Genomic DNA, 25,065 nt, shown 5'->3' with positions numbered 1-25,065 from the left:
ACTCAGAGATATTGTTTGATCACATCTAAGCCATATTTTGTCCGGTGCAGCAGAGTGTGTTTCTCATAGACCTCCTGCTGTCCCTTTAAGGCGACCCTTTTTCGGGCCGCCTCTTTTTTCAGATAAAACTTTGCAATCTCCAAGGTCTCCTCGGCAGACTTGGACCATTCCAGGTGAATGCCTTTCTGAAAAAAGCTTTCCAGGGCGGGAGAATACTGAGAAAGGTGAAAAGCGCCACAGCCCATAGCTTCAAAGGTGCGCACAGAAAAATGGGTTTTTGATGTGCCCACCGTTTGCAGGCCCAAGGTGATTTTTGCCGATGCATAGACAAAAGGTTCCGTGCCTTTGGGCAAAAATTCTCCACAGAATTTTTCCGGAAGGATAAACCACCGGTCTGGATGGGTCCACCACAGGCCCCAGACCTTAAGATCAAAACCATGATCGGCCAAGGACTTGATCATACTGTTTGCCCCATGGAGCCGGTATTCCTGGTAGATAGGGGATTCTTCAATATTATAGTTGTTGGCAAGCAGTACAATATCATGGGAAAATTCCGGACACGGGGGCACCGGCCGATGCCGGGGCGGATAGCAGCCGTGGAGCATCAGATGGGCAGAAATGCCTCTTTTTTTGTACTCCGGGATACACTCCTCAACAGTGGTGAAAACCAAATCGGACTTTAAAGCAACAGGAAGAGAGATGTTTTCAAAACAAACAGGATCATCATAAGCCCAATAAATGTGGAAAAGCCCTTTCTCTTTGATGATGCCTATGAATGCGTCCAGATCAATGCCGATGTCCCACCAGCCGTAGGAATAGACAAAGTCGGGCTTGATTTCCTCGATGGCATCGATTAAGTGCTGTTTCAATAAGTCGGTTTTATCCGCATATGTCCAGTCGATGGGCAGGTTTTTTACTACACAGCCTGCATCTATAAAACCATAGTGAATCGTATCCACACTTCTGGGGTTAAAACAGCAGACCAATACCTTATACATCTAATCACCTACATAATGCTAGTAATTTGCGTGATCCAGATAGAACTGGAAATTTTCTTCCGACCAGTCTGCATGGTAGATGTTGTCTTCCATAAGCTCAAAGGAAGAGGGGTCGTGAATGCTGGGACAGTATGCAGTCCTCAGGTCGGACTTTAATTCTTTGAAAAATTGCCCATTTTTCCACTTGTTCTTCTTGACAAAAAGGGGATTTTTGTAAACCCTCATCCAGATGTCAAAACAAGTATTGCCGGGTTCTTTTTTTAATGAACACCACTTTTGGGCCGGGCATTCCGCGCAGGGAATCGATTGTTTCTGGTCTATTTTGATATTGGTGGCAAAGCCCACGCGATAAGGGGTGTAGTGGGTAATGCGGGCGGAGATTTCCGCATCGGTCATGCCGTTTTCCTCGCTCCAGTAACCGATATAATTGAAAACCTCCGGGCGGAACATGAGACAGCACCTGGGAATAAAATCCAAATTCTTTGAAATGGAAGCATTTTTCAAGACCAGGCAGTACACGCCATCCCGAAGCCTGGGCACAACAGGGGGTAAAATTTCCGGGTAGGGCTTGGACCGGGGAATCCCCAGCATGCCGATTTCGGAAAAGGTATCAAAAACCTCTAAAAAACGGGAAATCCAATCTTGGGGATAGATATAAACGTCACTGTCCACCGTAATAAAAAACTGGTCCGGTTTCCTTTGGGCCAGGTTGAAATTGTAGGCATATACCGGGCCCCTGTTCCGGTCCAAGCGGGTGCGGGATTTAATCCGGCTGTCCGTCAGATCCTGAAGAAATTGCCAGGTATCATCTTTGGAACTGCTGTCAATGATATTTAGCTCGAAGTCATCCGTCGATTCCAACAGTCTCAATATATTTCGGGCCGTCAATCCCAGTCTGTTAAAGGTCACATAGCTTAAAAAAGGGGGCCTCATTTTCCTTTAATCCCTTCCTTTGCAAGGATACTCCGTTTTATTTTATGTTTCGTTTTAAAATTGTGTGACATGATTTTGCCGGTCATAAAGGTCACAAAGAAAAAGGAAAAAATAAAGTCCTGTGCTGTAATGAATCCCATGTCTGCGGTACTAATAAAATAGTACGGCAAACTTGGAGGAGATAACTGTGGGTTTATTACAGCACGGTGAAACGATCCATCCAGTTTTAGATTCTCTATGCATTCGCACGATCTATAACTTTTCCTACCGGCTGTCCGGGGATCGGAAAGTTGCTGAAGGCGTAACGGAAGAGGTGCTTTTAATGCATCTGGCCCATCAGGAAGATGATGTCTTCCTGTTAAAACATGCCTGGGAAGATTTTCTTAAATATGATGGTTGTCTTGAGTCTACGGGAGAAGACCGGGTCCAGCAAGCTCTCCTTGCCTTGGACCCGGAATTACGCTGCGCGGTAATTCTCCGGGATGTCCTGGGCTGTTCCTATCAAGAGATTTCTCTCATCCTGGATAAGTCTGAAACAGAGGTAGCGCACCTGATTTCAAAAGGTAGACGGGGTTTGGGAAAAAGCTAGCAAGACCTCTAAAAATATTTTTGTGGGCACCAGATAGGATTTGGATTTCCCTTTGCCGAAATGAATAGGCGGAGGGAAACCATGGATAGAATTAAAAAACTCTATGAACTCCATAAAGAAGCCATTTTTCGTTATTTTTTGCGCATGAGCGGGAATTGGGAAGAGGCAGGGGAATTAACCCAGGAAGTTTTTTACCAGGCCTGCCTGTCTATCTTTCGTTTTCGAAATGAATCTTCTCTCAAAACCTGGCTTTTCTCTATTGCCCGAAATGTTTATTTGAAAAGCCTTCGTGATAAACACAAGCACAATACCTTGCCCTGGGAAGAAGGCGTACCCTGGTGCGACCGCATGACCCGGGAGGCGGACACCCTTGGGGAAAGCTTCATCATCAAGGAACAACGGCAAAGGATACAGGAAGCGTTAGCCCGGCTCCCGGAAAATACCAGGACCATTTTAATCCTGAAAGAATATGAGCAGCTTACTTACGAGGAAATTGCAGAGGTTTTCGGTCAGACCGTAAACTGGGCCCGGGTCACCTTTTTTCGGGCCAAGCGGCAGTTAGGCCAGGTTTATCGTGAACTGGAGGGTGATGACAGATGATGATCAAAGAATGTAATCTTATCCGCGAGTTGTTACCCTTATACGCGGAAAGTCTGGTGAGCGAGGAAACAAGGGACTATATTAAAACCCATTTAGCCGGGTGTGCCGATTGCGCCCGGGAATGGGAGATGTTTAGCTGGCCCCTTCCGGACCCCATCCCAGAGGAATTATCTCCACGCAAAAGTGTGGAAAACAGGCTTTTCGGCAGGCTCAGGAAAACTATTATCGTCGCCCTGCTCCTGCTCATGATGGGGGGAACCGGGCTGGCCTACGCCTCCTACAACGCGGGGAAACAGTTTGGCATGGATGATCCCATCTACCAGTATGCCCAGGAACTGGGTCTTTTCACGGAAATTAAGGAAACCAAAACCTTAGACGACCTACAGGTAACGATCGATACAGGACTTTTTGACAGTACGCGCAGCGTTCTTTTTATCCGGCTTTCCCAGCCGGGAAAAACCATACCCCAGGTCAGCCTGACCGATGAAAACGGGCAGCAATACGAACAAAAAAGCGGTAAGGGCTGGCAGAACAAATTCTTTATGTTTGAGTTTGAACCCCTGGCTCTGGAGACCCAACAGGCCCATGTCTTTCTGGCGATGGAGGGCCGGGAAAATGAGCAGGTGGAATTTAGTTTTCCCGTGGATGTGCTGAAGACAGCCCAATATACCACCATTATTTATCCCAACCAGGAGAAAAAATTATCCCAGCTTCAGATGACCCTGGAAAAAGTGGTCCTGGGTGTGAGTGAATCGGAATTTAAGGTACAGCTTGATTGGCCCGTGGATGGCTCGGTGGCCGGAATCTCCTTAGGCAAAGGGATTGCCTATTTTCCCACCTCAGTGACCAAAGCTCCGGATACACCGCCCCCTCCGGGATCGGGTGCTCCTCCTCCCGGTGGTCTCATGTCCGGTTATGCGGCCACCATGGGCGTATTCTATCGGGCGGCAGATCCCCCGGAAAACCGTCCCGTCCTTTATGATTTAACAGGACGACAGGAAATAGAGGTCCAAAGGGGAGAGTACCGAACGACCCAATTTCCTTGTCAGGTAGTTGCCACATTGGATTTTGCCCCGGTGAAACAGGATACGGGAGAGTTGGAGCTTCTCTTGCCTCCGGTCTATCTCTATCAAACAGTCCGGGATCAGGAAGAAATAGCCCTTGACCTTACCGGAGAAGGGGTGCTTCATTTGGGACGGGAGCTTTCTTTTCCAGGCGGTAAAGTAGTCATAGAAGAGGCTTGGCGGGAAAAAGACAGGGTATATCTGAGTTACAAGCTGGAGACAAGGGACGGTCCGGAGACCTATGTGCCTCATTTTACCCTAAAAAATGATCAGGACCAGGAGAAACAGGAAGAGCTTTACTTTGACCGGGAAAAGCCCAATGTAATCGTTTTTCCTCTCCGGACAGAAAATATCACAAAAGCCCGCCTGGATTTTGATAGCATAGGACGGCTCTTACCGAGGGAGAAATTTGTCGTCAATACAACGGACAAAAGCGAGTAAGTCAGTTCATGGGCCCTGGTGTAAAATCTCCTGCCTGGGGGATACTTGCCGTTCCGGATGAAAGAAGAGACCTTAAGATACGAAAGCTCGCGAAAACGCGAGCTTTTTTACTTATAAGCTTTTATGGGTATCAGCAAAGTAAGGTGATATGGATTTAATTGGTTTACCCGGTTCCCGGTTAACCGGGAACCGGATCCCGAAAAGTCTTTGGGCTTTCTTAGCCTTCTTGGGGAAAAATAAGCTATTTTTAACATAATCTTTGCTTTTCCTTCAAATTGCTTCGCTAAAATGACATTAAAGAATAAAAGAGGACTACTGAGGGGGAAGGCAATTTGAAATCGATGCTGCAAAAAGTAGCTGGGTCTGTGGAAAGTATTAGTAAGCATCTGCTGGTCGTGGGCCGAGTGTCCTCTCCGGTAGAACTGGGACTATGTTCCACACATGTGATGTGCACCATACAGGCCAGGCGCATATTGGCGGCAGACGGTTACACCGTGATGGCCCGGTTACTGGAAGCACACGGCAATGATCTGGATCTGGGCGTTTGTTGGCCGGATAGTGATTTGGGCGGACTAGGATGTGTGCACCATTTTTATCATGGCAAAACAGGGATCGGTTTATTGGGGAGAACGCCTGCAGATGTTTTTTGTAGGCGATATTTTTTGCGGGCGGTAAAATACTGGCGGCAGGGAAATTACAAAAAGGCCATGTTCTTTCTAGGCGCGGCTTCCCACTTTATCCAAGACATTTGCGAGCCTCATCACGCCAACTGCTACATCGGCATGGGCCACCGCCGCTATGAGGATTGGGCGGCGGAACACAGGAATGAGTATACCGTTCAAAGTGAAGGCATTTACCGGAGTTACCAGGAGCCGGACCGGTGTCTCAGGGAATGGGCCCGGAAAAGTTACGAACTCCTGGATTTGGTCACGGAGAAATCAAGTATTTATCACTACCGGCAGGCAACAGAATACTTACTGCCCCTTACGCAACGCATTACGGCCGGTTTTTTCTATAATTTTTTCCGGCAAGTCGGCATGGATATCCCCCACCCTGGGGATCTAGAGGTGTTAAGGGTGGGTTAATCTATACCGACGGATAGACAGGGAGGGAGGATGTTTCACATGAAAGTAGCCATTTTTACAGATACGTTCCAGCCCCAGGTGAATGGGGTGGCCAGAACGGTGGGCCGGATTACTTCTTTTTTAGACAGCCGGAACTTGCCTTGTCTGGTCTTTGCGCCCGAGGGCGGTGCTGCTCAGGCAAAGAAAGAAAATGTTCATACTTTTCCCGGCTTCGACCTGCCTTTTTATCCCGAGTGTAGGATTGGGCTGCCCAATATCTCCCAGGTGAAAGACGTGCTCAGTTCTTTTCAGCCCCACATTATTCATGTTGTTACGGAGTTCTCCCTGGGTTTCTGCGGCTTAAAATATGCCCGGGATCATGGCCTGCCCGTGGTAGCCTCATACACAACCAATTTCCCCCAGTATCTCAATTATTATAAGGCAGGCTTTCTAGAGGGATGGGTGTGGCAGTATTTGCGCTGGTTCCATAATCAATGCCAGGTCACATACTGCCCGTCACCGGCCATTAAATCCCTCCTGACCAAAAAAGGTTTTCTGAACCTGGATACCTGGGGCCGCGGCATCGATACGGCGCTTTTTTCTCCGGAAAAAAGAAGCGTCACCCTGAGAAACAGGCTGGCTCCGGGAAAAAAACTGCATTTCCTTTACGTAGGGCGGCTGGCCCCGGAAAAGGACTTGGATGTGCTGTTAAAAGCCTGGAAAATTGTGCAGAAAACAATCCCTGAGGCCCAACTAATTGTTACCGGCAACGGGCCCATCATAGGGGAATTAAAGGAGACAGCCGGTCCTGAAGTGATCTTTACCGGTTACCTGCACGGGGAAGAACTGGCTGCTGTTTATGCGTCCAGTGATGTTTTTGTCTTCCCGTCCACCACCGAAACCTTTGGAAATGTCGTGCTGGAGGCAATGGCCAGCGGACTTCCCGTCATCGCTGCAGCAGCCGGTGGGGTGAAGAACCTACTGATCGACGGCAGCAATGGTCTTTCCTGCCGTCCCCGTAATTACCTGGATCTGGCCTCGGCCATGATCAAAATAGCCCAGGACGACGGACTGAGAAAGAAGCTGGGCGGCCAGGCTCTTCAGTACGCCCGGGAAAGGAAATGGGATCAAGTCCTGAATTCCCTGCTGGAGAGCTATCAGAAAGTGATTGATACCTATCCCCTTGATCATCCCCGGGCGCATCAGGCCTATAAAATATGAAAGGGAGTGAATGATAGATGAAAGTTGCCGTAATCGGTACGGGATACGTGGGTCTTACCACCGGTGTTGCCCTGGCTCAAATAGGGCATGACGTAGTCTGCATCGATGTAGATGAACGAAAAATTGCCTCTTTACGCCAGGGGAAAGCCCCTTTTTTTGAACCCTTTTTAGCAGATGCCCTTGATGCTAATCGGAGCAGACTGTACTATACCACCAGTATCAAGGAAGGATTGGTTCATGGGGATGTGGCTTTCCTGGCCGTCGGTACACCACAAAACCCCAACGGCTCAGCCAATCTGACTTATCTGCACCAGGCCTTTGCCAGTGCCCTGTCTGTGCTGGAGAAAAAGGCATCTTCCACGCTGCTGGTGAATAAATGCACGGCTCCGGTAGGGACTACGGAGAGCTTATCACAAGAAATCGCTGCCAGAGGCCTGTCTGATCAGATCAACCTGGCTTCTAATCCGGAGTTTTTACGACAGGGATGTGCCCTTTCAGATAATCTTTACCCCAACAGGCTGGTTTTGGGGGGAAATGCCCCAGCCCACGAGACGCTGCTGCGTTTATACGCGCCCATTATCAACCAGACCTTTCACCTTCCCGCCCATTTGCCCCGTCCCCAGGGGTTGCAGCAAGTCCCCGCTTTTCTCGTCAATACCCGAACGGCAGAATTGGCCAAATATGCGGCCAACGCCTTTTTAGCCATGAAAATCAGCTTTATCAATGAAGTGGCGAATATGGCCGATCTAGTGGAAGCCGACGTGATCCAAGTAGCGGATATTATCGGTGCCGACGTGCGCATTGGCCGGGCCTTTTTGAATGCCGGAATCGGGTACGGCGGGTCCTGTTTTCCCAAGGATACCCTTGCCCTGCGTCATATGGCGGACACCCACGGCTATCACTTCAAGCTGCTCTCGGCAGTGATTGAGGTCAACAACGCCCAGTGTATCCGGGTGGTGGAGAAACTGCGCGATGCCCTGGGAGAATTAAGGGGTAAAACAATAGCGGTGCTGGGTTTGACTTTTAAACCAGGGACCGATGACCTGCGGGAGGCGCCCAGCATCCCCATGATTTATCACCTGCTGCTGGAAGGGGCCAACATCCGTGCCCATGATCCGGTGGCCGGGGATCAAGCCAGATTTGTGCTGCCCCACAAGGTGAAACTCTGCGCCGAGGTACAGGATACTTTGGAAGGGGCCGACGCCGTGTTCATTGTCACTGAATGGCCCTTGTATCAAAAACTGACCCCGGAAGTGCTGAAGGAGAAAATGAGGGGAAATGTGGTGGTAGACGGGCGCAATTGCCTGGATCCCCGGCTCTTTGCCGGGCAGATGCGCTATATCGGTGTGGGGAGAGGCCTCAAGCCGGAACCGGAAGTCCCCCTGTCCGCCCAAATGGTGGTATAATCATGGGCAAGAGCCGTGGTTCCCTAAACTGCTCCCCTGTGCTGGCCTTGCTTCGGGGCCGGGTTCCCGGGCAGGTCGTGATCCAGTATACAGACCGGTGCAACGCCACCTGTCCCCAGTGCGGCATGCGCGTGACGGCCAGCTTTCCCCGTTCCAAGCTGGATACCGGCGCAGCCAAAAGAATCATCGACGCCGCTGCGGCCAAAGGAGTACAAGCCCTTTCTTTTACGGGAGGAGAACCCCTTCTTTTTGCTGAGGAATTGATCGGACTCCTTAAGTACGCGGGAGAAGCGGGCATTCCTTATCTTAGAACGGGAACAAACGGTTTCCTCTTTATGCATGCGGACAGTCAGGCCTTTTCCGGACGGGTGCACAGGCTGGCGGAGCAACTGGCCGGCACACCCCTGCGCAACTTCTGGATCAGTCTGGATTCAGCGGATCCGTCCCTCCATGAAAGGATGCGGGGTCTCCCCGGCGTGATCAAAGGCATTGAAAAGGCTCTGCCCATTTTCCATGAATACGGCATTTATCCCGCAGCCAATCTAGGCATCAACCGAAACCTGGGGGGTGAGAATGAAAAATTTACCCCCGGTCAGGCGGAACAGGACCCGGAAGAGTATCGTCTCCAGGTCCGGCAGGCCTTGCGCAAGTTTTATCGCTTTATCCTCAATCTGGGTTTTACCATGGTCAATGCCTGCTACCCCATGAGTATGGAATCCCAGGGAGAAGCAGGCCTTTCCGCGGTTTACGGGGCTAACTCCGTGGATCAGGTGATCAGGTTTTCCCCGGGGGAAAAGCTTTTGTTGTTTCAGGCCCTGTTTGATGTGATCCCGGAATACCGGCAGGTGATCCGTATTTTTACCCCCCGGTCTTCCCTCTATGCTCTCATGCGCCAGTATCAAGGCAACGCCAATTATGGCAAGCCTTGCCGGGGCGGAAGGGATTTTTTCTATGTGGATGCCAAGGACGGCTGTACTTATCCCTGCGGTTACCGGGGCCATGAGAACCTGGGCAGGTTTTGGGATCTTGATCTCAGGCGGTGCAATACCGGGGATGCGTGCCGGAAATGTGACTGGGAATGTTTTCGGGATCCTTCAGAATTATTTGGTCCCGTTTTAGACTTCTTTCGATCTCCCTGGCATCTTGCCGCCGGTTTTATGAAGGACCGGGAATATGGCCGGGTGTGGAGGGAAGATCTTCTTTACTACAAAAAATGTGATTTTTTTAATGGCAGGAAGCCCTTCTCATCATCCCCTAAATGGTCAAATAAAAATGCCTAAAGATCATTTATTGAAAGATGATGTCATAATGAGTATAATAATCATGTTTCATGTATGGAATTGGTAGTAAAAATACCGCATCCAAAAGGCGAAGTATGATTTGACAGGATGATATAGGAAAGAATCATGAACAATATGTGGAGTGGTCCCGGTGCCGTTTTACAAAATGATTTTAAATCTGTCCTTCCGGATTGCAGAGAATCCTCTCGTTAAATCAATCAATAGAGGACTGATGCTGATTGTTCCTTTGATTATCATGGGGTCCGCGGCATTAGTGATCAACAACTTTCCTCTGCCCCAATACCAAAACGGCATGGCCCTGATATTCGGAGATGGGTGGAAATCATTTGGGGAAACAGTCTGGAACCTGACCTTTGGCGTCATGGGCCTTGCCCTATCGATTACCATCGCCTATTCCCGGGCTTGGTCCTATGCTCAGGAACAGCACAGCAGAATTCATCCGGTGATCGCGGCCCTGGTATCTGTTTTATCCCTTTTGATCATCATCCATCAGGAAGGATCAGGTCTTCAGACCACGCACGCAGGGGTAACCGGGATCTTCCTGTCCATTGTTGTCGCCGTTTTATCCGTAGAGTTGTTTATCCGTTTCCATCACTATCTAAATATTCCGTACAAGTCTTTGCTGATGGATGCGGACCCGGTGATCCCCCAAGCTTTATTCTCTATTATTCCTTTCTGTTTAACCCTATTTCTCTTTTTCTTGTTTCGCTGGATGCTTTCCTATTTAGGTATCCAGGATATCAACCAGGTGTTGATCGATTTAACCAAAAGACTATTTAACGGCATCGACAGCCCTTTTTATTCGGCCCTCCTGTTTGTGCTTTTGAATCAGGTTTTTTGGTTTTTTGGCGTGCATGGAAACAATGTGCTGTACTCGGTTGCCCAGGATATTTATATGAGAGCGGTAGACCTGAATGGAGCTGCTCTGGCCACAGGAGGAGTTCCTTCCCATATTCTGACCAAGCCTTTCCTGGATGTGTTTGTGCTGATCGGCGGCTCAGGATCTACCCTGTGTTTATTGATCGCCATATTTTTAGCGGCGAAAAAAAGCAATACCATGAAACTGGCAAAAATCTCACTGCTTCCGGCACTTTTCAATATTAATGAGATTATGGTATTTGGCCTGCCTATTGTGCTCAATCCCCTCTTTCTCATTCCTTTTATCCTTACCCCGCTGATCCTGACCCTCCTGTCCTATGCCGCTACTGCTCTTGGCCTGGTACCTGTAACCATCGCTCCGGTGAACTGGACAACTCCGCCCCTCTTAGGGGGATGGATGGCCACGGGTTCCTGGAGGGGGATGATGATGCAGGTGTGCAATATCCTCGTTGGGGTTGGGATCTATTACCCCTTTGTGGTCCTTCATGAACAGAAAAAAGAAAAGGATGTCCTTCATGCATACAACAGGCTGGTAAAAACCGTTCTCCATCCTGAATACAGTAACCTTACCAAGCTCTTGTCGAGAAATGATCAAGTGGGAAACATGGCAAATTCCCTCGCTTGCGAAATTCGGGAAGCACTGAAAAAGGGAACGTTCTTTCTTGAATATCAGCCTCAGGTGGATGAAAAAGGCATCGTCTCCGGCGTAGAGGCTCTTCTGCGCTGGGAGCACACAAGATATGGCCGGGTGCCTCCCCAGCTGGTGGTAGCTCTGGCCGAAGAGAAAGGGATGATCCGGGATCTGGGCCGGTGGGTAATTGCCGAAGCCTGTGCCGAACTGGGAAAATGGAATAATCAGGGTATTTCCGGTTTGCGCATGGCGATCAATATTTCTCCCACCCAGCTCCAGGATGAATCTATCACCCATGTTTTAGCGGAAGCCATTCAGAAAAACCGTTTGAATCCCAGGGACCTGGAGTTGGAAATTACGGAAACGATGGCCTTCGCCACGGATCAAAAGACCATGGGCACATTGACTGCCTTGAAAAAGCTGGGGGTCACCATTGCCATGGATGATTTCGGCATGGGTCATGCATCCCTGTACTGCATGCGCTATTTCAACCTGGACAAAATTAAAATTGACGGTTCTTTGACGAAAGATGTGGTCATGAATAAAAGCTGTCAGGATATTATTTCGTCTATTACCTATCTTGCCGAATCCATGCAGGTAAAGGTGATTGCCGAATATGTGGAAAACATAGAGCAGGTTGACCTGCTGAAACGGCTGGGCTGCCTGGAATTTCAGGGCTACTTTTTCAGCCCGCCCCTTCAGGTCAGCCAATGTCTGGCGTATCTGACCCGCAACATCTCACCAGGCGGGCAAAAACTGGGGCAGGTTAAACCCATCCGGCAGGTAAAGTAAGAATCATCCATGAGTTTTGTCGAAATGATTGACATGATATCGCACAAATGGGACAATGTTAACGGAATGTAAAAAAAAGACAAATAAACAGTAGGAATATCCCGGAAAGGAAAGAAATATTTTTTAAAGGAGATTTGTGCAAGGTTGCCCATGGTGATTCGACATGGGGTATGGCATAAAAGAGGAGAAAGGAGACGGATGATGAACAGAGTGGTCATTGAGCCTATGGGGATGGGAAGGATTCTGGATATTAGTTTTCAGCTTTTCCGGCAGAAACTGAAAGTCTACTTATTGATTTCCTTGGTGGGAAATATTGCCAACATTTTGTTCTATTTGATTTCGGGCATCCTCGCTTTGACGTATTCCACCGAAGCTTATGAAAATACCCAAGGAGTGGTTTCCCTGATTGGAGCAATTCCTTTGGGCATTTTTTATGTTTTCATGACGGCAGCCCTGATTTCCGCCACCAATTGTTTTCTCAATCAGGAGGAGGTCACTGTGGGCAAGGCCTTTCGCTTGGGGGCGGGACGGTTTTGGGCCCTGGTGGGAACAGGGTTGCTTTATATTTTGGGGATTTTTTTTGGGCTGCTTCTTTTCATCATTCCGGGTATTTTTTTGATGGTACGCTGGTTTCTCAATCCTCAGGCCGTGATGATGGAAAATGTAGCGGGAACGAAGGCCCTGGGCCGTAGTAAAGAATTGGTCAAAGGGTACTGGTGGCGTTCTTTTTGGTTCGTGATTGTGGTAGGTATTATTACCGGTGTGGCCAGCGGAATTGTCGTTGTCCTATCGAGCCTAGCAGCATCTGTTGCCGGAAACGGCCAGGTTGAGGTTGTGATGACCAATTTCCTCACTCCCCTGGTGACAGTAATTGTCAGTCCTTATTCGGTAATAGCCGCTACCCTTTATTATTTTGAGCTGAGGGCCCGCAAAGAGGGATGGGATCTGGAACAAAGTATCGGCCGGCTTGAAGGCGACACGAAAGATGAGTAATCCCTGGGTTAGCGCTGATCCGGCAGTTGTGCATGAAAAGGCCAAGGTATTATTGGCAGAAATTCTGAAACGACCGGAATTTCATCAAGGGGACCGGTTTCCCTGGTTCAGTGCCTGGAAAGAAAAACTGGACCAATGGCTGTCTGAGCGTCTATCTTTTATTTTTCACAGCCGAGGTTTTAGCCGTTTGTGGGACTTGGTGGCCGGACTGGATTACCTGGCCCTTTTTATCCTCCTTGTTTTGGCGGTGGTTTTCCTGGGCTACTTTCTTTTCAGGGGCGGAAAATTAATGCACTGGTCCGGTGCGCCGTCTCTACGGGCAGACCTGGTCCCGGCACCTTCTTCTTCAGAGCTGCATCAAGAGGCAAAAGCCGCGGCTGCTGCAGGAAACTGGGAAAGGGCGGTGCGGGTAAACTTCAGAGCGGTTCTGGTCCGTTTGGGGGAACAAAGGACCATCCACTACCGTCCCGGGAAAACGGACTGGGAATGCTTGGAAGAGTTTAAAAGAGAGTGCCCTCAAAAGTTTTTCTATTTGGAAAGATTGGTAGCGCTTTTTGAAAGGAAATGGTACGGCAGTATTTCTTTTTCTCCCCATGATTATGAAGAAAGTGAGGCCCTGCTGCGGGAACTCTGGGAAGGGAGGAGCAGCCTTGGCTAATCGTCTTTGGCAAAGAGGATACCCTTCTCTGGTGGCGGGCGGCCTTTTCTTATTAATGGTATTTGTTATTTTGGCGGGAAACACAGGTTCACCCCGGACTCCTTACTCTCCGGACAGTCCTGAGGAGAACGGCACCAAAGCCTTGGTCCTCTTAATGCGTGAGCTGGGGAACCCTTTCATAATGGGAAGTCAGCTGAAAGGAGAGAAGGGTACGGGCCTTTTCTTTCCTGGGGAAGGAACATCGGCAAGAGAAGTCAATTTTCTCATCGAATGGGTTCAAAAAGGAAACCGGTTATTGGTGGCAGGGGACGAAAGAAACATTTTTTTTCAGGACAGAGAGATCCATGTTGATCCATATCCTTTCGGGAACCTGGCGCACAAAGGGCAGCCTGGAAAGGACCGGTTCTATTTTTCCCAGGTGCAGGAATTGTCCCTTACTCCCCAGGGACGTTTTGCTCCTGCCTCTCCGGGAGAGGTTTTGGCCGCCGACGATCTAGGCCCCTGGTTGATTCGGCAGCAGGAGGGAAAGGGGGAAATCCTTTTTCTTTCCGTGCCCCGGATTTTTACCAATGGTCATTTGGACCAAGCAGATAATCTTATTTTTGTGCTGAACCTTTTCCGGGGTGACAGCGCAAGGGAAAGGGGACCGCTTTACTTGTACCGGCCTGAAATGGGGACGGAAACCCTGGGTCCGGTCGGTGCCTGGCTGCGGGACCGCAAATATTTATTTTTGGGCGAATTGATGCTGGGCCTGGTTCTTCTTTTCCATTTCTGGGGCAAACGGTTTGGCCGGGTGATTCCTCTCCAGGCGGCCGAAGCTCCTGAAAAAGACTACGGCTCATCCATGGCGGAACTTTATCGTTTTTTGGGAGCAAAGGATTTGGTGCTGGGGATCTTGACGGAAGACCTGCGCCTGTTTATGGCCAGAAGGTTTGGCCTGTCCCGTTCTGCCGGAATAGACGAGATCCTGAAAGAATTAAGACGCGATCGTCCCCAGGCCGCGGACAGCTTGGCAAAAATTTTTCAGGATGCGGAGGCTTTTCAAACCAAGCAGTCCTGGACGGAAGCACGGCTGGTGCATATGGCCCGGCAGTTAGAGAGATGGAGAAAGGAGAACTTTGAGGATGCACCAAGTTAAAGAAAAAGCAGATGCTATACGCAAGGCCTTGCATCAGATCATTGTGGGGCAGGATGAAGTCATGGACGGCCTTCTGGTTGGCCTGTTCGTTGCCGGCGGGCACATTCTTCTGGAAGGAGTACCGGGAACGGCTAAAACGATGATGGTGAAGCTGCTCGCCCATATCGTGGATTGTGACTTTAAACGAATTCAGTTTACACCCGACGTTCTTCCCAGTGATTTGGTGGGAACCACTGTTTATAACCTGCAGGAAGGGACCTTTTTTCAAAAAAAGGGACCGATTTTCACCAATTTTCTCCTGGCGGATGAGGTGAACCGGACCCCGCCGAAGACCCAGAGTGCTTTACTGGAAGCCATGGAAGAAGGTCAGGTGACCCTGGACGGCCAAACACTGCCTCTTTCCCCGCCCTTTATGGTGGTGGCTACGGAAAATCCTCTGGAATTTGAAGGAACTTTTCCTCTCCCGGAAGCACAACTGGATCGTTTTTTTCTTAAATTAAATGTAGGATATCCCGACATGGAGGCGGAGACGATGATGCTGCAGAGGATTCAGGAAGGGGGAAGCCTGCATAATTTTGTTTCTCATCAGGTATCAAAGATTCTGAAGGGAGAGGAACTGAAGGTTTTACAGGAAAAGGTGGCGCAGGTGCGGGTCCAGTCGGGGATATTTTCCTACATTGTGGAAATTACCCATGCTACTCGTGCGCACCGGAACTTGCTTTATGGGGCCAGCCCCCGGGCCTCTATCGCCCTCCTTCAGGCGGCCAAAGCCTGGGCTGCCATGGAAGGAAGAGAATATGTCATTCCGGATGACGTGAAGCGGGTTTCTTATCCGGTCCTGCGCCACAGGATTGTTCTGCGCCCGGAAGCCCAGCTGGAGGGAGTGCAGGCGGACCGGGTCATCCGCAATATCCTGGATGCCGTAGCGGTACCGAGGTGAGGTAGGGAAATGATGCTGTCACCACGGGGGCTGGCTGTTATATTTGGGGGACTGTTTATTCTGATTTTCGGTTCGGAAGCCTGGTTTTTTCCGGCCTGGATCATCTATGGGGGGGCAGTGACAGGACTGTTTCTTCTGGATCGGCGTATGATGGCGTCCCCGAAACAAATCCTGGTGGAACGGGAATATCCGGACCGCTTTCCCATCGGCCAAGAAACATGGATTACCTTGCTTTTTGAGAACCACTCCTCTCATCAGTTAAAGATAAAAATAAAAGACGATTTTCCCTTGGAACTGACGGGAGAGCGCAAGCCGGTCCCTGCTGTTCTGTTTCCCCGCAGGTCTACCCAAGTAACCTATTCTTTAATGCCTTATAAGCGGGGAAAGTTTTCTTTTGGCCGGGTGAACATCCGCTACAGCAGCCCGCTGGGCCTTTTTTACCGTCAGGCCCATTATTCTCCTGCCAATGAAAAGGTGAAGGTCTATCCCAGTTTGCTCTCGGGAGAAGAGCATTTGTTAAAAATAAAAAATGGTTCCTGGCAAAAGGAACAGCTTCGGCAGCGGCATTTGCTTACAGGCACCGAGTTCTATGGCATCCGGGAGTATGAGACCGGCGATGAGTTCAGGAAAATTAATTGGCATGCCACAGCCCGGATGGGTCGTTTCATGACCAATGAGTTCCGGGAGGATCGCAGCCAGCCGGTGTATTTTCTCTTTGATGCCGGGCGCATGATGACAGAGACGATGGGAAGACTGTCCAAACTGGACTATGCGGTGAATGCCGGAGCGGTGTTGGCCTATGTGGCTCTCCAGAGGGGAGAGCAGGTGGGCATGGTCGGTTTTTCCGACCGCATGCTCTGTTTTGTCCGGGCCCAAAAGGGAGAAAAGCAGTTTCAGGTATTATTGGATGGAATGTACCAGCTTCAGGCGGAATTGGTAGAGGCAAATTACCGGGAACTATGGAAGCAATTTTTGCTGGGACAGAAAAAAAGGAGTTTGATCTGTCTTTTTACCGATCTGGTAGACCCGGAAGTTTCCCGAGAACTGGTGCAGAACCTTTCCCGGCTGGCCCGAAAGCACCTGGTGCTCTGTCTCAGCCTCAGGGATCAAGGACTGGGGGAAAAGGCCCGGGTATTTCCCGCCGAACCCCGGGACGTCTATGAAAAGGCAGTGGCTGTGGAATTAATGGGAGCCCGGGAAAAAGCCGTTGCCGCGCTTAGGGCTGTAGGTGTTGTAGTGGTAGATGAAACTCCGGAGAAATTGACAGCGGCAGCAGTGAATAAATATCTGGACTTAAAGGGACAGATGCGGCTTTAGAGGTGAAGGGATGAATTCCGAACAGTTTGTCAGCGAGCACCGGTCAGAATGGGAACGGCTGGAAAAAATTTTAACCAAGTTGGGAAAAAAGGAAAAAAGCCTCACCAAAGAGGAATTGCGGGATGTGGCCCCCCTTTATCGCCGGGCGGTGTCCCATTTGGCCCAGGCCCAGGCCTGGTTTCCCCAGTCAAAATTGGTGATTTATCTTAATAACCTGGTCACCCAAGCCCAGGCAAAGTTGTATGGCAAACGGGGGGTAGAGGCAAGAAGCGTCTGGCGTTTTTTCCGGCAGGGGTTTCCCCGGCTTTTTCGGGAGAACCGGATTTGGATCGCAGCATCGGCAGCCTTTCTGCTCATTGGCTTTATTTTCGGCATCCTTCTCTACCAAATAGATCTTTCCTTGTGCAGGGAAATTCTCCCTATGGATATTCAAACGGTTGCGGAAGGGGTGAAAAATGATCAGCCCAGGAACCTTCTGGCCCCGGGAGAAAAACCCTTGATGTCCAGTGTGATCATGATCAACAACATCAAGGTTGCGGCCCTGGCTTTTGCTTTGGGGATTCTATTTGGCATCGGTACGGTTTTCCTGCTTTTGTATAACGGGCTGATCATCGGCGTCTTAGCCGCCCTTTTTACCGAATATCAGCAAGGGACGATTTTTTGGTCCTTAATTCTTCCTCACGGCGTCATGGAATTAACGGCGATTATTCTGGCCGGTGCCGGGGGCCTGCTGGTGGCCGGAGCCGTGGTCCGGCCCGGGGATCTGGCCCGGGTGGAGGCTTTAAAAATAAAGGGGAAACAGGCTTTTCTCCTTTTGGCCGGTGTGGTGCCTTTATTTATTGCCACCGCGGCGATTGAAGGTTTTTTTACCCCTCTGCCCCTCCCACCGGTGGGAAAACTAGCTTTTTCCGTCCTAACCTTACTGGGGCTGGTCATCTATTTTCACCAGGGACGGCATGATCCTGAAAAAAGGAGCACAGATGATGCAGGTAGAAATAGAAGAGCGTCTGAAGATTATCAATCCAGATAAAGTCAGTATTTCTTTGGAACTGGCCGGTTTGGGGTCCAGGGCTTTGGCCAGCATTCTGGACAGTCTGATTAAAGCTATGGTCATGATCATCGTGGGTATTCTAGGGGTGGTTTTTTTTGCGCTGGGGGACAGGTTAGCCTCTTTGGAGGAGGCCGCTACGGGCTGGACAGTGGCCCTTTTTCTCATCTTTACGGTACTCTTTTTAGCCGGATATGGGGCCCTTTTTGAACTGGTCTGGAACGGGCAGACGCCCGGTAAACGGTGGAGCAAGATTCGTGTGGTGATGGAGAATGGCCAAGGGGTTACCGTGATGGCAGTCATGATCAGAAACATTCTTCGTTTAGTGGATAGTCTGCCCGCTAATTATCTTTTAGGTGGTACGCTGGTCTTTTTTTCTTCCAAGAATCAGCGTTTGGGTGATCTGCTCGCCGGGACAGTGGTGATCAGGGAACAAAAAATGGATATCCATCATTTGTCTCCCGCCCTACCGGCAGAATTGAATGGTCGTGGGGATGTGGAAAGCCTGTTGGACCTTCAAAGAGGTTGAAATTTGAAGAAGTGGAGCTGATGCAACAGTTTTTGGTCCGCCAAAAAAATGTGGGTCCGAAAAGAGCGGAAGCCTTGGGGAAGGAACTCAGTAAAAAAATTGGCGACCGCTTAGGAGTTCCGGAAGAGCAGCGAGGGGAATGGCAGCAGTTTTTGCCCGGTCTCCTCCAAGCTTATGGTGAAATGGGTGAAAAAAATAGGGACGATTAAGGCAGAAGGCTTCCCGAAAATAATTTGCTAGTTTGCTCAGAGAGCCGGCCCGGGTTGGGATAGATCCTGGCCGGCTTTGTCATGCACCAAATACATGGACGCTTATGCTTTCAACAAGGTAAAGTTCTCCGTTTTCTGTAGAAGAATACCAGCATCACAGAGGCTAAAAGTGCTGTAAACATCCCAAACAAGAAAGGAGCGGAAATATTGATCGTGCTCCACAGCACTCCGCCGATGATACTGGCCGGGAGGAGGGTGATGCCGATAATGGCGTTATAGAGGCCGAGTCCGGTACCCCGGTGCTGTTTATCGATCAGGTCGGCGACCAAAGCTTTCTGGACCCCGTCCACAGAGGCGCTATATAGGCCGTACAGGGCAAATAACATGACCACGGTGATTTTACTGTTTGCGCAGGCGAAGCCTAAGTATACCAGGCTGTATACCAGGTATCCCAGGATAATGATTTTTTCCCTGCCGATTCTATCGGATAGCGCACCCATGGGGATGACGAATAAGACGGAGCATGTGTTGAAAATCAAATACAGCAAGGGGACAGATGCCTCGGGGATGCCGATATTTTGGGATCTTAAAAGTAAAAGGGTATCTGTGGAGTTTCCCAGCGAGAAGATAAAGACAATGAGAAGAAAGATATAGTAATCTTTCCGAAAACTATCCCATTTGATTCTGTCCGGGCAGGTGGTTTTGCCTTTTGCTTCTTTGACAAAGAGACAGATGGTTAACACGCCCAGAAAGGCCGGAATAGCTGCCAGAATAAACAAAAGCCGATAGTCATGGGCTGTCGGGGTGCCATTTCCCTGCACGGAAAATTCTAAAATCAGGTAGGCGAGAAGAGGGCCGATGATAGCCCCGCTATTATCCATGGCTTTATGAAAACCGAAGTTTTTTCCGTGGTTTTTTTTCCCTCCTGAGGCGGCAATAATGCTATCCCTGGGGGCAGTGCGCACACCTTTGCCCATCCGCTCGAGAAATCTCAAAGCCAATACCTGGTACCAACCGCTCACGAAAGCAAAGAAGGGTGTAATCACTGCGGTGATCAGGTACCCCGTTATCATGAGAGACTTATTTCTTCCCAGCCGGTCCGAGCACCACCCGGACAGGGCCTTGAGTATACTGGCCGTGCTTTCTGCTACTCCTTCGATAATGGACACGGAAGTAATAGAAGTTCCCAAGACCGAAGTCAAAAAAACCGGTAAAACGGGATAGACCATTTTGGTTGAGGTATCGGTGAAAAAACTTGTCAGGCCGGTAAAAAAAATGTTTCCCGGCATACCCATGATTTTAGTTTCTTTCATTTCTGTGAGATTTTCTTGTCCCGCTAATTGACTGTTGTTGTTCAAAGCATCACCCCCATAGTGAGCAGAAAAGTACTTACAAAAACATAAATTAATTTTAACACAATCTTTGTTTTTCTTTTCATCTTTCTTCAATAGAATAAAAATAATCATAAGTGTATGCCTGTAAAGGGAGATGATTTTTTTGACGCCGGCGGCAGGCCGTGGTTTGCCCTGTGATATTCAGGGCTGGTTAAATGGCCTCATATGTCATAAAATAAGATGAGAAGGGAATGCATTCACTTGAGGATGGACAAAGGAGGAAAACATGGTGAGAAACCTTCGTATACTGGTTTTTTCGGCAACATTCGGTGCGGGACATTTTCGAGCCGCCGAGGCCGTTATCGAAGCAATGATGAAAGAGTATCCCACGGCCGAAATCACTCATTTGGACTGTGGACAACTTCTGAGTAAAACATTTAATACCATGCTGAAAGGCATTTACTTGGAAATGATCAAGCATGCCCCCAGGCTGTGGGGGAAATTTTATTCCCGTACTTCTAAAATGAATCCGGATTCCCTATTTCAGCGCTCCTTAAATAAACTGGGGCAGAGAGGCTTTCTAAAATACATTCGTTCTTTTCAACCCGATCTTATTGTATGTACGTATCCTACCGTAGCGGGCGTTCTGGCCCGCCTAAGATTAAGCCGGGTGCTGGATATTCCCCTGGTGACAGTGGTTACGGATTATGCCGTACACAGCCAGTGGATCCATCAAGGAGTGGATTTATACATTGTGGGCTGTCAGGGTGTTTATGAAGAGCTGGTGGCCAGAGGCGTTGATCCCCGCCGGGTTAAAGTGACCGGAATTCCGGTCAGCCTCAAGTTTGAACGTAGTTTGAATCGGTCGGAAATTGCCGCCCGTTTGGGACTGCTTCCGGACCGTCCCACCATCCTGGTGATGGGGGGCGCATACGGGGTTCTGAGCGGGATTAAAAAGGTATGCGCCGCCCTGATGCAGACCACCATCCCGCTGCAGTTTATCGTTGTCTGTGGTCAAAATCAACGGCTGTTTAAGTCCCTGGACGATTTGATGGAGCAAACCCGCCATCCCGTGCTGCGTTTTGGCTATGTAAACAATGTGGAGGAATTAATGGCGGCATCGGATATTATCATCACCAAAGCCGGGGGGTTGATTGTTTCAGAGGCTCTGACCAAGCAGTTGCCTTTAATTATCTTTAAACCCATCCCCGGGCAAGAGGAACAAAACGCTGTTTTCATTAACCGAATGGGAGCCGGGCGCATTGTTGACAGTCATGAAGCGCTGGTAGACCTGGTGAAAACGCTTGTAGAAAAGCCTGATGAATTGAGAAAAATGCGCGAGGCAGCAGCGCATGCCATACCCGGATTCGCTGCAGAAAGAGCGGTTGCATTCATGATGCAATTAATTTCTCCCATCGCAGAAAAAAAGACGGGTTGAATTCCATGCATGGGCAGTATTTTATTCCGCTGGGCGCATTTTGTTGACAGCCCCCAAAATTTTTTATATAATTTGGCTAATTGAACATACAGGAGCAATGAATGGAAGCAGTAGACCGCGGAGGATTTTAGAGAGTTGCCGGCCGGTGCAAGGCAATAACCTTTTCCCGGTTGAACTCGTCCATGAGCTGTGTGGGTGAATGGAGTAATCCACATCGGGTAAGCCCGTTACAGATATGAAGCGGATAATGATGATTGTTTACCTTATCAAGGTGGGTGGTACCGCGGGAGATCCTCTCGTCCCAAAGGGCGGGAGTTTTTTTATTTTTCACTGAACCTGAAGGAGAGGATTGGTTAATATGGATGTAAAGTATGATTTTAAGACCCTGGAGCCAAAGTGGCAGGACGCTTGGGAAGAAGCAGGAATCTACCGGGTCACGGAAAGTTCTGACCGCCCGGAATACTATTGTTTAGAGATGTTTCCTTATCCTTCCGGTAACCTGCACATGGGCCATGTGCGCAATTATTCTATCGGTGATGTGGTGGCCCGGTTTAAGACGATGCAGGGATATAATGTTTTGCACCCCATGGGCTGGGATTCCTTTGGACTCCCGGCAGAAAATGCGGCCATTCAAAGAGGAATTCACCCCTCGGTATGGACAAAAGACAATATCGCCAATATGAAACGGCAGTTAAAGTCCATGGGCATCAGCTATGATTGGGAAAGGGAAGCCACTACCTGCCTGCCTGATTACTACAAATGGACCCAGTGGCTCTTCCTTCAATTATATAAAAACGGACTGGCCTACAAAAAGAAGGCGGCGGTAAACTGGTGCCCCTCCTGTGCTACGGTGCTGGCCAACGAACAGGTAGTAGAGGGTGCCTGTGAACGCTGCGGCACTGTGGTGGCAAAAAAGGATCTGGAGCAATGGTTCTTTAAGATTACCGACTATGCCCAGCGTTTGCTGGACGATCTGGAAAAGCTGCCTGGCTGGCCGGAAAAAGTAAAAATTATGCAGAAAAACTGGATCGGGCGCAGTGAAGGGGTCGAAGTCCGGTTTAAAGCGGCAGCTACCGGAGAGCCTTTGCCCGTGTTTACCACCCGGCACGATACCATTTTCGGCGTCACCTATATGGTGCTGGCGCCGGAACATCCGATGGTGGAAAAGCTGACTGCGGGAACGGCCTACGAGGCTGATGTCAAAGCCTTTATCCGCAAGGTCCAGCAGTTGAGCAATATTGACCGCACCTCCAACGAGTTGGAAAAGGAAGGCCTGTTTACCGGCGCCTATGCCGTCAACCCCATGACCGGTGAAGAGATCCCCATCTGGATTACAAATTATGTGATTATGGATTATGGCACCGGAGCTGTGATGGGGGTACCGGCCCATGACCAGCGGGACTTTGATTTTGCCAAAAAATACGGCTTGCCCATCAAAGTGGTGATTCAACCCGCCGGGGAAGAGCAGAAGGAAGACTTGACCTACGCCTATGAAGAACCCGGCATCATGGTCAATTCCCGGGAATTTGACGGCATGTCCAATGAAGCTGCCATGGAAGGGATCGCTGATTTTATGGAGCATCAGGGACTGGGGAAAAGGGTGATTAACTATCGGCTGCGGGACTGGCTGATTTCCCGCCAGCGCTATTGGGGCGCACCGATCCCCATTGTCTACTGTGAGAAATGCGGTATGCAGCCGGTGGCCGATGACCAGCTGCCGGTAATCCTGCCCACGGATGTAGAATTTAAGCCGAGCGGAGAGTCTCCCCTGAAAACCAGCCCCACCTTTCGCGAAGCTACCTGTCCCCGGTGCGGAGGTAAGGCGACCCGGGAAATGGACACCATGGACACTTTCGTTTGTTCTTCCTGGTATTTTCTCCGGTACTGTGACCCCAAGAACAGTGAGCAGGCTTTTGCCAAGGACAAGGTAGATTACTGGATGAATGTGGACCAGTATATTGGCGGCGTGGAGCATGCCATTCTGCACCTGATGTATGCCCGCTTCTTTACCAAAGTATTGTTTGACTTAGGGTTGGTTTCCGTCGAGGAGCCTTTTGAAAACCTCCTTACCCAGGGCATGGTCCTGAAAGACGGCAGTAAGATGTCGAAATCAAAAGGAAATGTGGTCAGCCCGGAGGATATTATTCACCAGTATGGGGCGGATACGGCCCGCATGTTCATCCTGTTTGCGGCGCCTCCGGAACGGGATCTGGAATGGAATGATTCGGCGGTGGAAGGATGTTACCGCTTTTTGAACCGGGTCTGGCGGGCGGTGGTTTCCTATCTGGACGTGGTGCAAAAGGCGGAAGGGCCCATGGATACCGGGTCTCTCAGCCAGGCGGACCGGGATTTCCGCAGGGTGGTTCATCAAACCACGAAAAAGGTGACTGAAGACATCGCCATCCGCTTTAATTTCAATACAGCGATCAGCGCCATCATGGAGATGGTCAATGCCATGTATAATTATAGGGATAAAACGGGGGAGCAGGGGGGAAATCCTGCGGTGATCAAGGAAGCGGTGGAAAAACTGCTCTTGATGCTGGCGCCTCTTGCTCCGCACATTGCGGAAGAATTGTGGCATTTAGCCGGAAAGACGGGAAGCATTCATCAAGAATCCTGGCCCGCCTATGAAGAGGAAGCCCTAAAGCAGGATACCGTGAATATTGTGGTCCAGGTGAACGGGAAAATCCGGGACAGGCTGGATGTGGCGGCCGGTTTGGACGGGGAATCCTTGAAAGAGGTGATTTTAGCCAGCGAAAAGCTGGCCCAATGGACCACGGGAAAAACCATTGTCAAAGTGGTGACAGTTCCCAATAAACTTGTAAATATTGTTATAAAATAACAAATTAGGCAGGAATTCGACAGCTTTCCGACGTATAGTAATAATACCTATACTGAGGAGGGCTGTTTTTGATGTTGGGGCAACTAAAGAAAGAACATTTCATTGTTTTTGGCCTGATGATCGCACTCTTCTTTGGAGCCGGTGTCACTTATGGAAAATATCTGGAACGGACAGCCTCGCCGGCCGTAGAGATCACCCCGGCTCCCGGGGAAAATCTGCCAGGGGGCCAGGAAGAAAAGGCTGCGGAACCGGCGGAAGTGGTGGTATATGTCTCGGGAGCGGTACAAAATCCCGGGGTCTTTAACCTGAAAGAAGGGAGCAGGGTGATTGATGCCGTAAATTTGGCCTTGCCCCTGCCGGAAGCCGATTTGAACAGGATTAACCTGGCGAAAAAGCTCAAGGATCAGGAACAGGTCATCGTTCCTGCTCAAGGGGGGACAGGGGCAGGAGAAAGCGGGCTTCAAACGGGAAGCAGTGTCTCTTCTTCCTCAAATGGGGAAGCCGGCCAGCTGATCAACATCAATACGGCCGGTGCCGCTGAGCTGGACGCCTTGCCCGGCATCGGCCCCGCAAAAGCCGAGGCCATCATTCAATACCGGGAAGAAAACGGCTATTTTACCTCCCTGGAGGATATCCAGAATGTTTCCGGGATTGGCGCAGCTACCTTCGAGAAACTGAAGGACCGGATTACGATCTAAGA

Annotated in this window: 22 protein-coding genes and 1 other annotated feature; of the genes, 19 read left to right on the top strand and 3 right to left on the bottom strand. The window is 49.8% G+C overall.

What is annotated here, in order from left to right; all coding sequences use genetic code 11:
• Positions 1–2: 2 nt before the first annotated feature.
• The gene (locus DCMF_RS11960; protein ID WP_148134642.1) at positions 3–998 is read right to left on the bottom strand and encodes a CgeB family protein; all 996 of its coding nucleotides are present in this window, start codon (positions 996–998) and stop codon (positions 3–5) included.
• Positions 999–1,016: 18 nt separating this feature from the next.
• Positions 1,017–1,931: a glycosyltransferase family 2 protein gene (locus DCMF_RS11955; RefSeq protein WP_148134641.1), complete on the bottom strand. Its 915-nt coding sequence runs from the start codon at positions 1,929–1,931 to the stop codon at positions 1,017–1,019.
• 187 nt (positions 1,932–2,118) lie between these two features.
• On the opposite strand from DCMF_RS11955, the gene DCMF_RS11950 reads away from it, so the two are divergent.
• From DCMF_RS11950 to DCMF_RS11875, 16 genes are all read left to right on the top strand, one after another.
• Positions 2,119–2,520 carry a sigma factor-like helix-turn-helix DNA-binding protein gene (locus DCMF_RS11950; RefSeq protein WP_148134640.1) on the top strand — a complete coding sequence of 134 codons (402 nt, stop codon included), beginning with the start codon at positions 2,119–2,121 and terminating at the stop codon, positions 2,518–2,520.
• A gap of 81 nt (positions 2,521–2,601) precedes the next feature.
• Positions 2,602–3,120, top strand: a complete 519-nt coding sequence (locus DCMF_RS11945) for an RNA polymerase sigma factor (protein WP_214659290.1) — start codon at positions 2,602–2,604, stop codon at positions 3,118–3,120.
• Positions 3,117–4,625, top strand: a complete 1,509-nt coding sequence (locus tag DCMF_RS11940; protein WP_148134638.1) for a zf-HC2 domain-containing protein — start codon at positions 3,117–3,119, stop codon at positions 4,623–4,625. Before DCMF_RS11945 ends, DCMF_RS11940 begins: the two co-directional genes overlap by 4 nt.
• A gap of 341 nt (positions 4,626–4,966) precedes the next feature.
• The gene (locus DCMF_RS11935) at positions 4,967–5,710 is read left to right on the top strand and encodes a zinc dependent phospholipase C family protein (protein ID WP_236860328.1); all 744 of its coding nucleotides are present in this window, start codon (positions 4,967–4,969) and stop codon (positions 5,708–5,710) included.
• A 39-nt stretch (positions 5,711–5,749) separates the two neighbouring features.
• Entirely contained in the window at positions 5,750–6,910 is a 1,161-nt protein-coding gene (locus DCMF_RS11930; RefSeq protein WP_214659289.1) for a glycosyltransferase family 4 protein, read from the top strand.
• Between the two features lie 17 nt (positions 6,911–6,927).
• Positions 6,928–8,316: a UDP-glucose dehydrogenase family protein gene (locus DCMF_RS11925; RefSeq protein WP_148134635.1), complete on the top strand. Its 1,389-nt coding sequence runs from the start codon at positions 6,928–6,930 to the stop codon at positions 8,314–8,316.
• A 2-nt stretch (positions 8,317–8,318) separates the two neighbouring features.
• The gene (locus DCMF_RS11920) at positions 8,319–9,596 is read left to right on the top strand and encodes a radical SAM protein (protein WP_148134634.1); all 1,278 of its coding nucleotides are present in this window, start codon (positions 8,319–8,321) and stop codon (positions 9,594–9,596) included.
• Between the two features lie 151 nt (positions 9,597–9,747).
• A complete protein-coding gene (locus DCMF_RS11915; protein WP_236860256.1) occupies positions 9,748–11,919 on the top strand; it encodes an EAL domain-containing protein in 2,172 nt (723 codons plus the stop codon).
• Between the two features lie 198 nt (positions 11,920–12,117).
• Positions 12,118–12,912, top strand: coding sequence for a hypothetical protein (locus DCMF_RS11910; RefSeq protein WP_148134633.1), 795 nt, complete (start codon positions 12,118–12,120; stop codon positions 12,910–12,912).
• Positions 12,905–13,570, top strand: a complete 666-nt coding sequence (locus DCMF_RS11905) for a DUF4129 domain-containing protein (RefSeq protein ID WP_148134632.1) — start codon at positions 12,905–12,907, stop codon at positions 13,568–13,570. Before DCMF_RS11910 ends, DCMF_RS11905 begins: the two co-directional genes overlap by 8 nt.
• Positions 13,563–14,708 (top strand): DUF4350 domain-containing protein, encoded by a 1,146-nt coding sequence (locus DCMF_RS11900; RefSeq protein ID WP_148134631.1) that lies wholly within the window; start codon positions 13,563–13,565, stop codon positions 14,706–14,708. The genes DCMF_RS11905 and DCMF_RS11900 overlap by 8 nt, the downstream gene beginning before the upstream one ends.
• Entirely contained in the window at positions 14,695–15,648 is a 954-nt protein-coding gene (locus DCMF_RS11895) for an AAA family ATPase (RefSeq protein ID WP_148134630.1), read from the top strand. The genes DCMF_RS11900 and DCMF_RS11895 overlap by 14 nt, the downstream gene beginning before the upstream one ends.
• A 9-nt stretch (positions 15,649–15,657) precedes the next feature.
• The gene (locus tag DCMF_RS11890) at positions 15,658–16,965 is read left to right on the top strand and encodes a DUF58 domain-containing protein (protein ID WP_148134629.1); all 1,308 of its coding nucleotides are present in this window, start codon (positions 15,658–15,660) and stop codon (positions 16,963–16,965) included.
• Positions 16,966–16,975: 10 nt separating this feature from the next.
• Positions 16,976–17,995, top strand: a complete 1,020-nt coding sequence (locus tag DCMF_RS11885) for a stage II sporulation protein M (RefSeq protein WP_148134628.1) — start codon at positions 16,976–16,978, stop codon at positions 17,993–17,995.
• Positions 17,946–18,542, top strand: a complete 597-nt coding sequence (locus tag DCMF_RS11880) for an RDD family protein (protein WP_214659288.1) — start codon at positions 17,946–17,948, stop codon at positions 18,540–18,542. The genes DCMF_RS11885 and DCMF_RS11880 overlap by 50 nt, the downstream gene beginning before the upstream one ends.
• The gene (locus tag DCMF_RS11875) at positions 18,539–18,751 is read left to right on the top strand and encodes a hypothetical protein (RefSeq protein WP_148134626.1); all 213 of its coding nucleotides are present in this window, start codon (positions 18,539–18,541) and stop codon (positions 18,749–18,751) included. Before DCMF_RS11880 ends, DCMF_RS11875 begins: the two co-directional genes overlap by 4 nt.
• A gap of 110 nt (positions 18,752–18,861) precedes the next feature.
• On the opposite strand, the gene DCMF_RS11870 is transcribed toward DCMF_RS11875, so the two are convergent.
• Complete coding sequence (locus DCMF_RS11870; protein WP_236860255.1) at positions 18,862–20,109, bottom strand: MFS transporter; 1,248 nt, start codon at positions 20,107–20,109, stop codon at positions 18,862–18,864.
• 265 nt (positions 20,110–20,374) lie between these two features.
• Here DCMF_RS11870 and DCMF_RS11865 point away from each other — a divergent pair, with 265 nt between their 5' ends.
• The 3 genes from DCMF_RS11865 (at position 20,375) to DCMF_RS11855 (ending at position 25,063) form a co-directional block, all read left to right on the top strand.
• Positions 20,375–21,523: an MGDG synthase family glycosyltransferase gene (locus tag DCMF_RS11865; protein WP_148137864.1), complete on the top strand. Its 1,149-nt coding sequence runs from the start codon at positions 20,375–20,377 to the stop codon at positions 21,521–21,523.
• Positions 21,524–21,611: 88 nt separating this feature from the next.
• Positions 21,612–21,830 (top strand) — a binding site (T-box leader).
• Positions 21,831–21,881: 51 nt separating this feature from the next.
• The gene (leuS, locus tag DCMF_RS11860) at positions 21,882–24,365 is read left to right on the top strand and encodes a leucine--tRNA ligase (RefSeq protein WP_148134625.1); all 2,484 of its coding nucleotides are present in this window, start codon (positions 21,882–21,884) and stop codon (positions 24,363–24,365) included.
• Between the two features lie 71 nt (positions 24,366–24,436).
• Positions 24,437–25,063 (top strand): helix-hairpin-helix domain-containing protein, encoded by a 627-nt coding sequence (locus DCMF_RS11855; RefSeq protein ID WP_148134624.1) that lies wholly within the window; start codon positions 24,437–24,439, stop codon positions 25,061–25,063.
• The last annotated feature ends 2 nt before the right edge of the window (positions 25,064–25,065 follow it).

This window comes from Candidatus Formimonas warabiya (assembly GCF_002777255.1).
Classification (GTDB): domain Bacteria; phylum Bacillota; class Dehalobacteriia; order Dehalobacteriales; family Dehalobacteriaceae; genus Formimonas; species Formimonas warabiya.
This window is presented reverse-complemented; position numbering and strand designations above follow the sequence as displayed.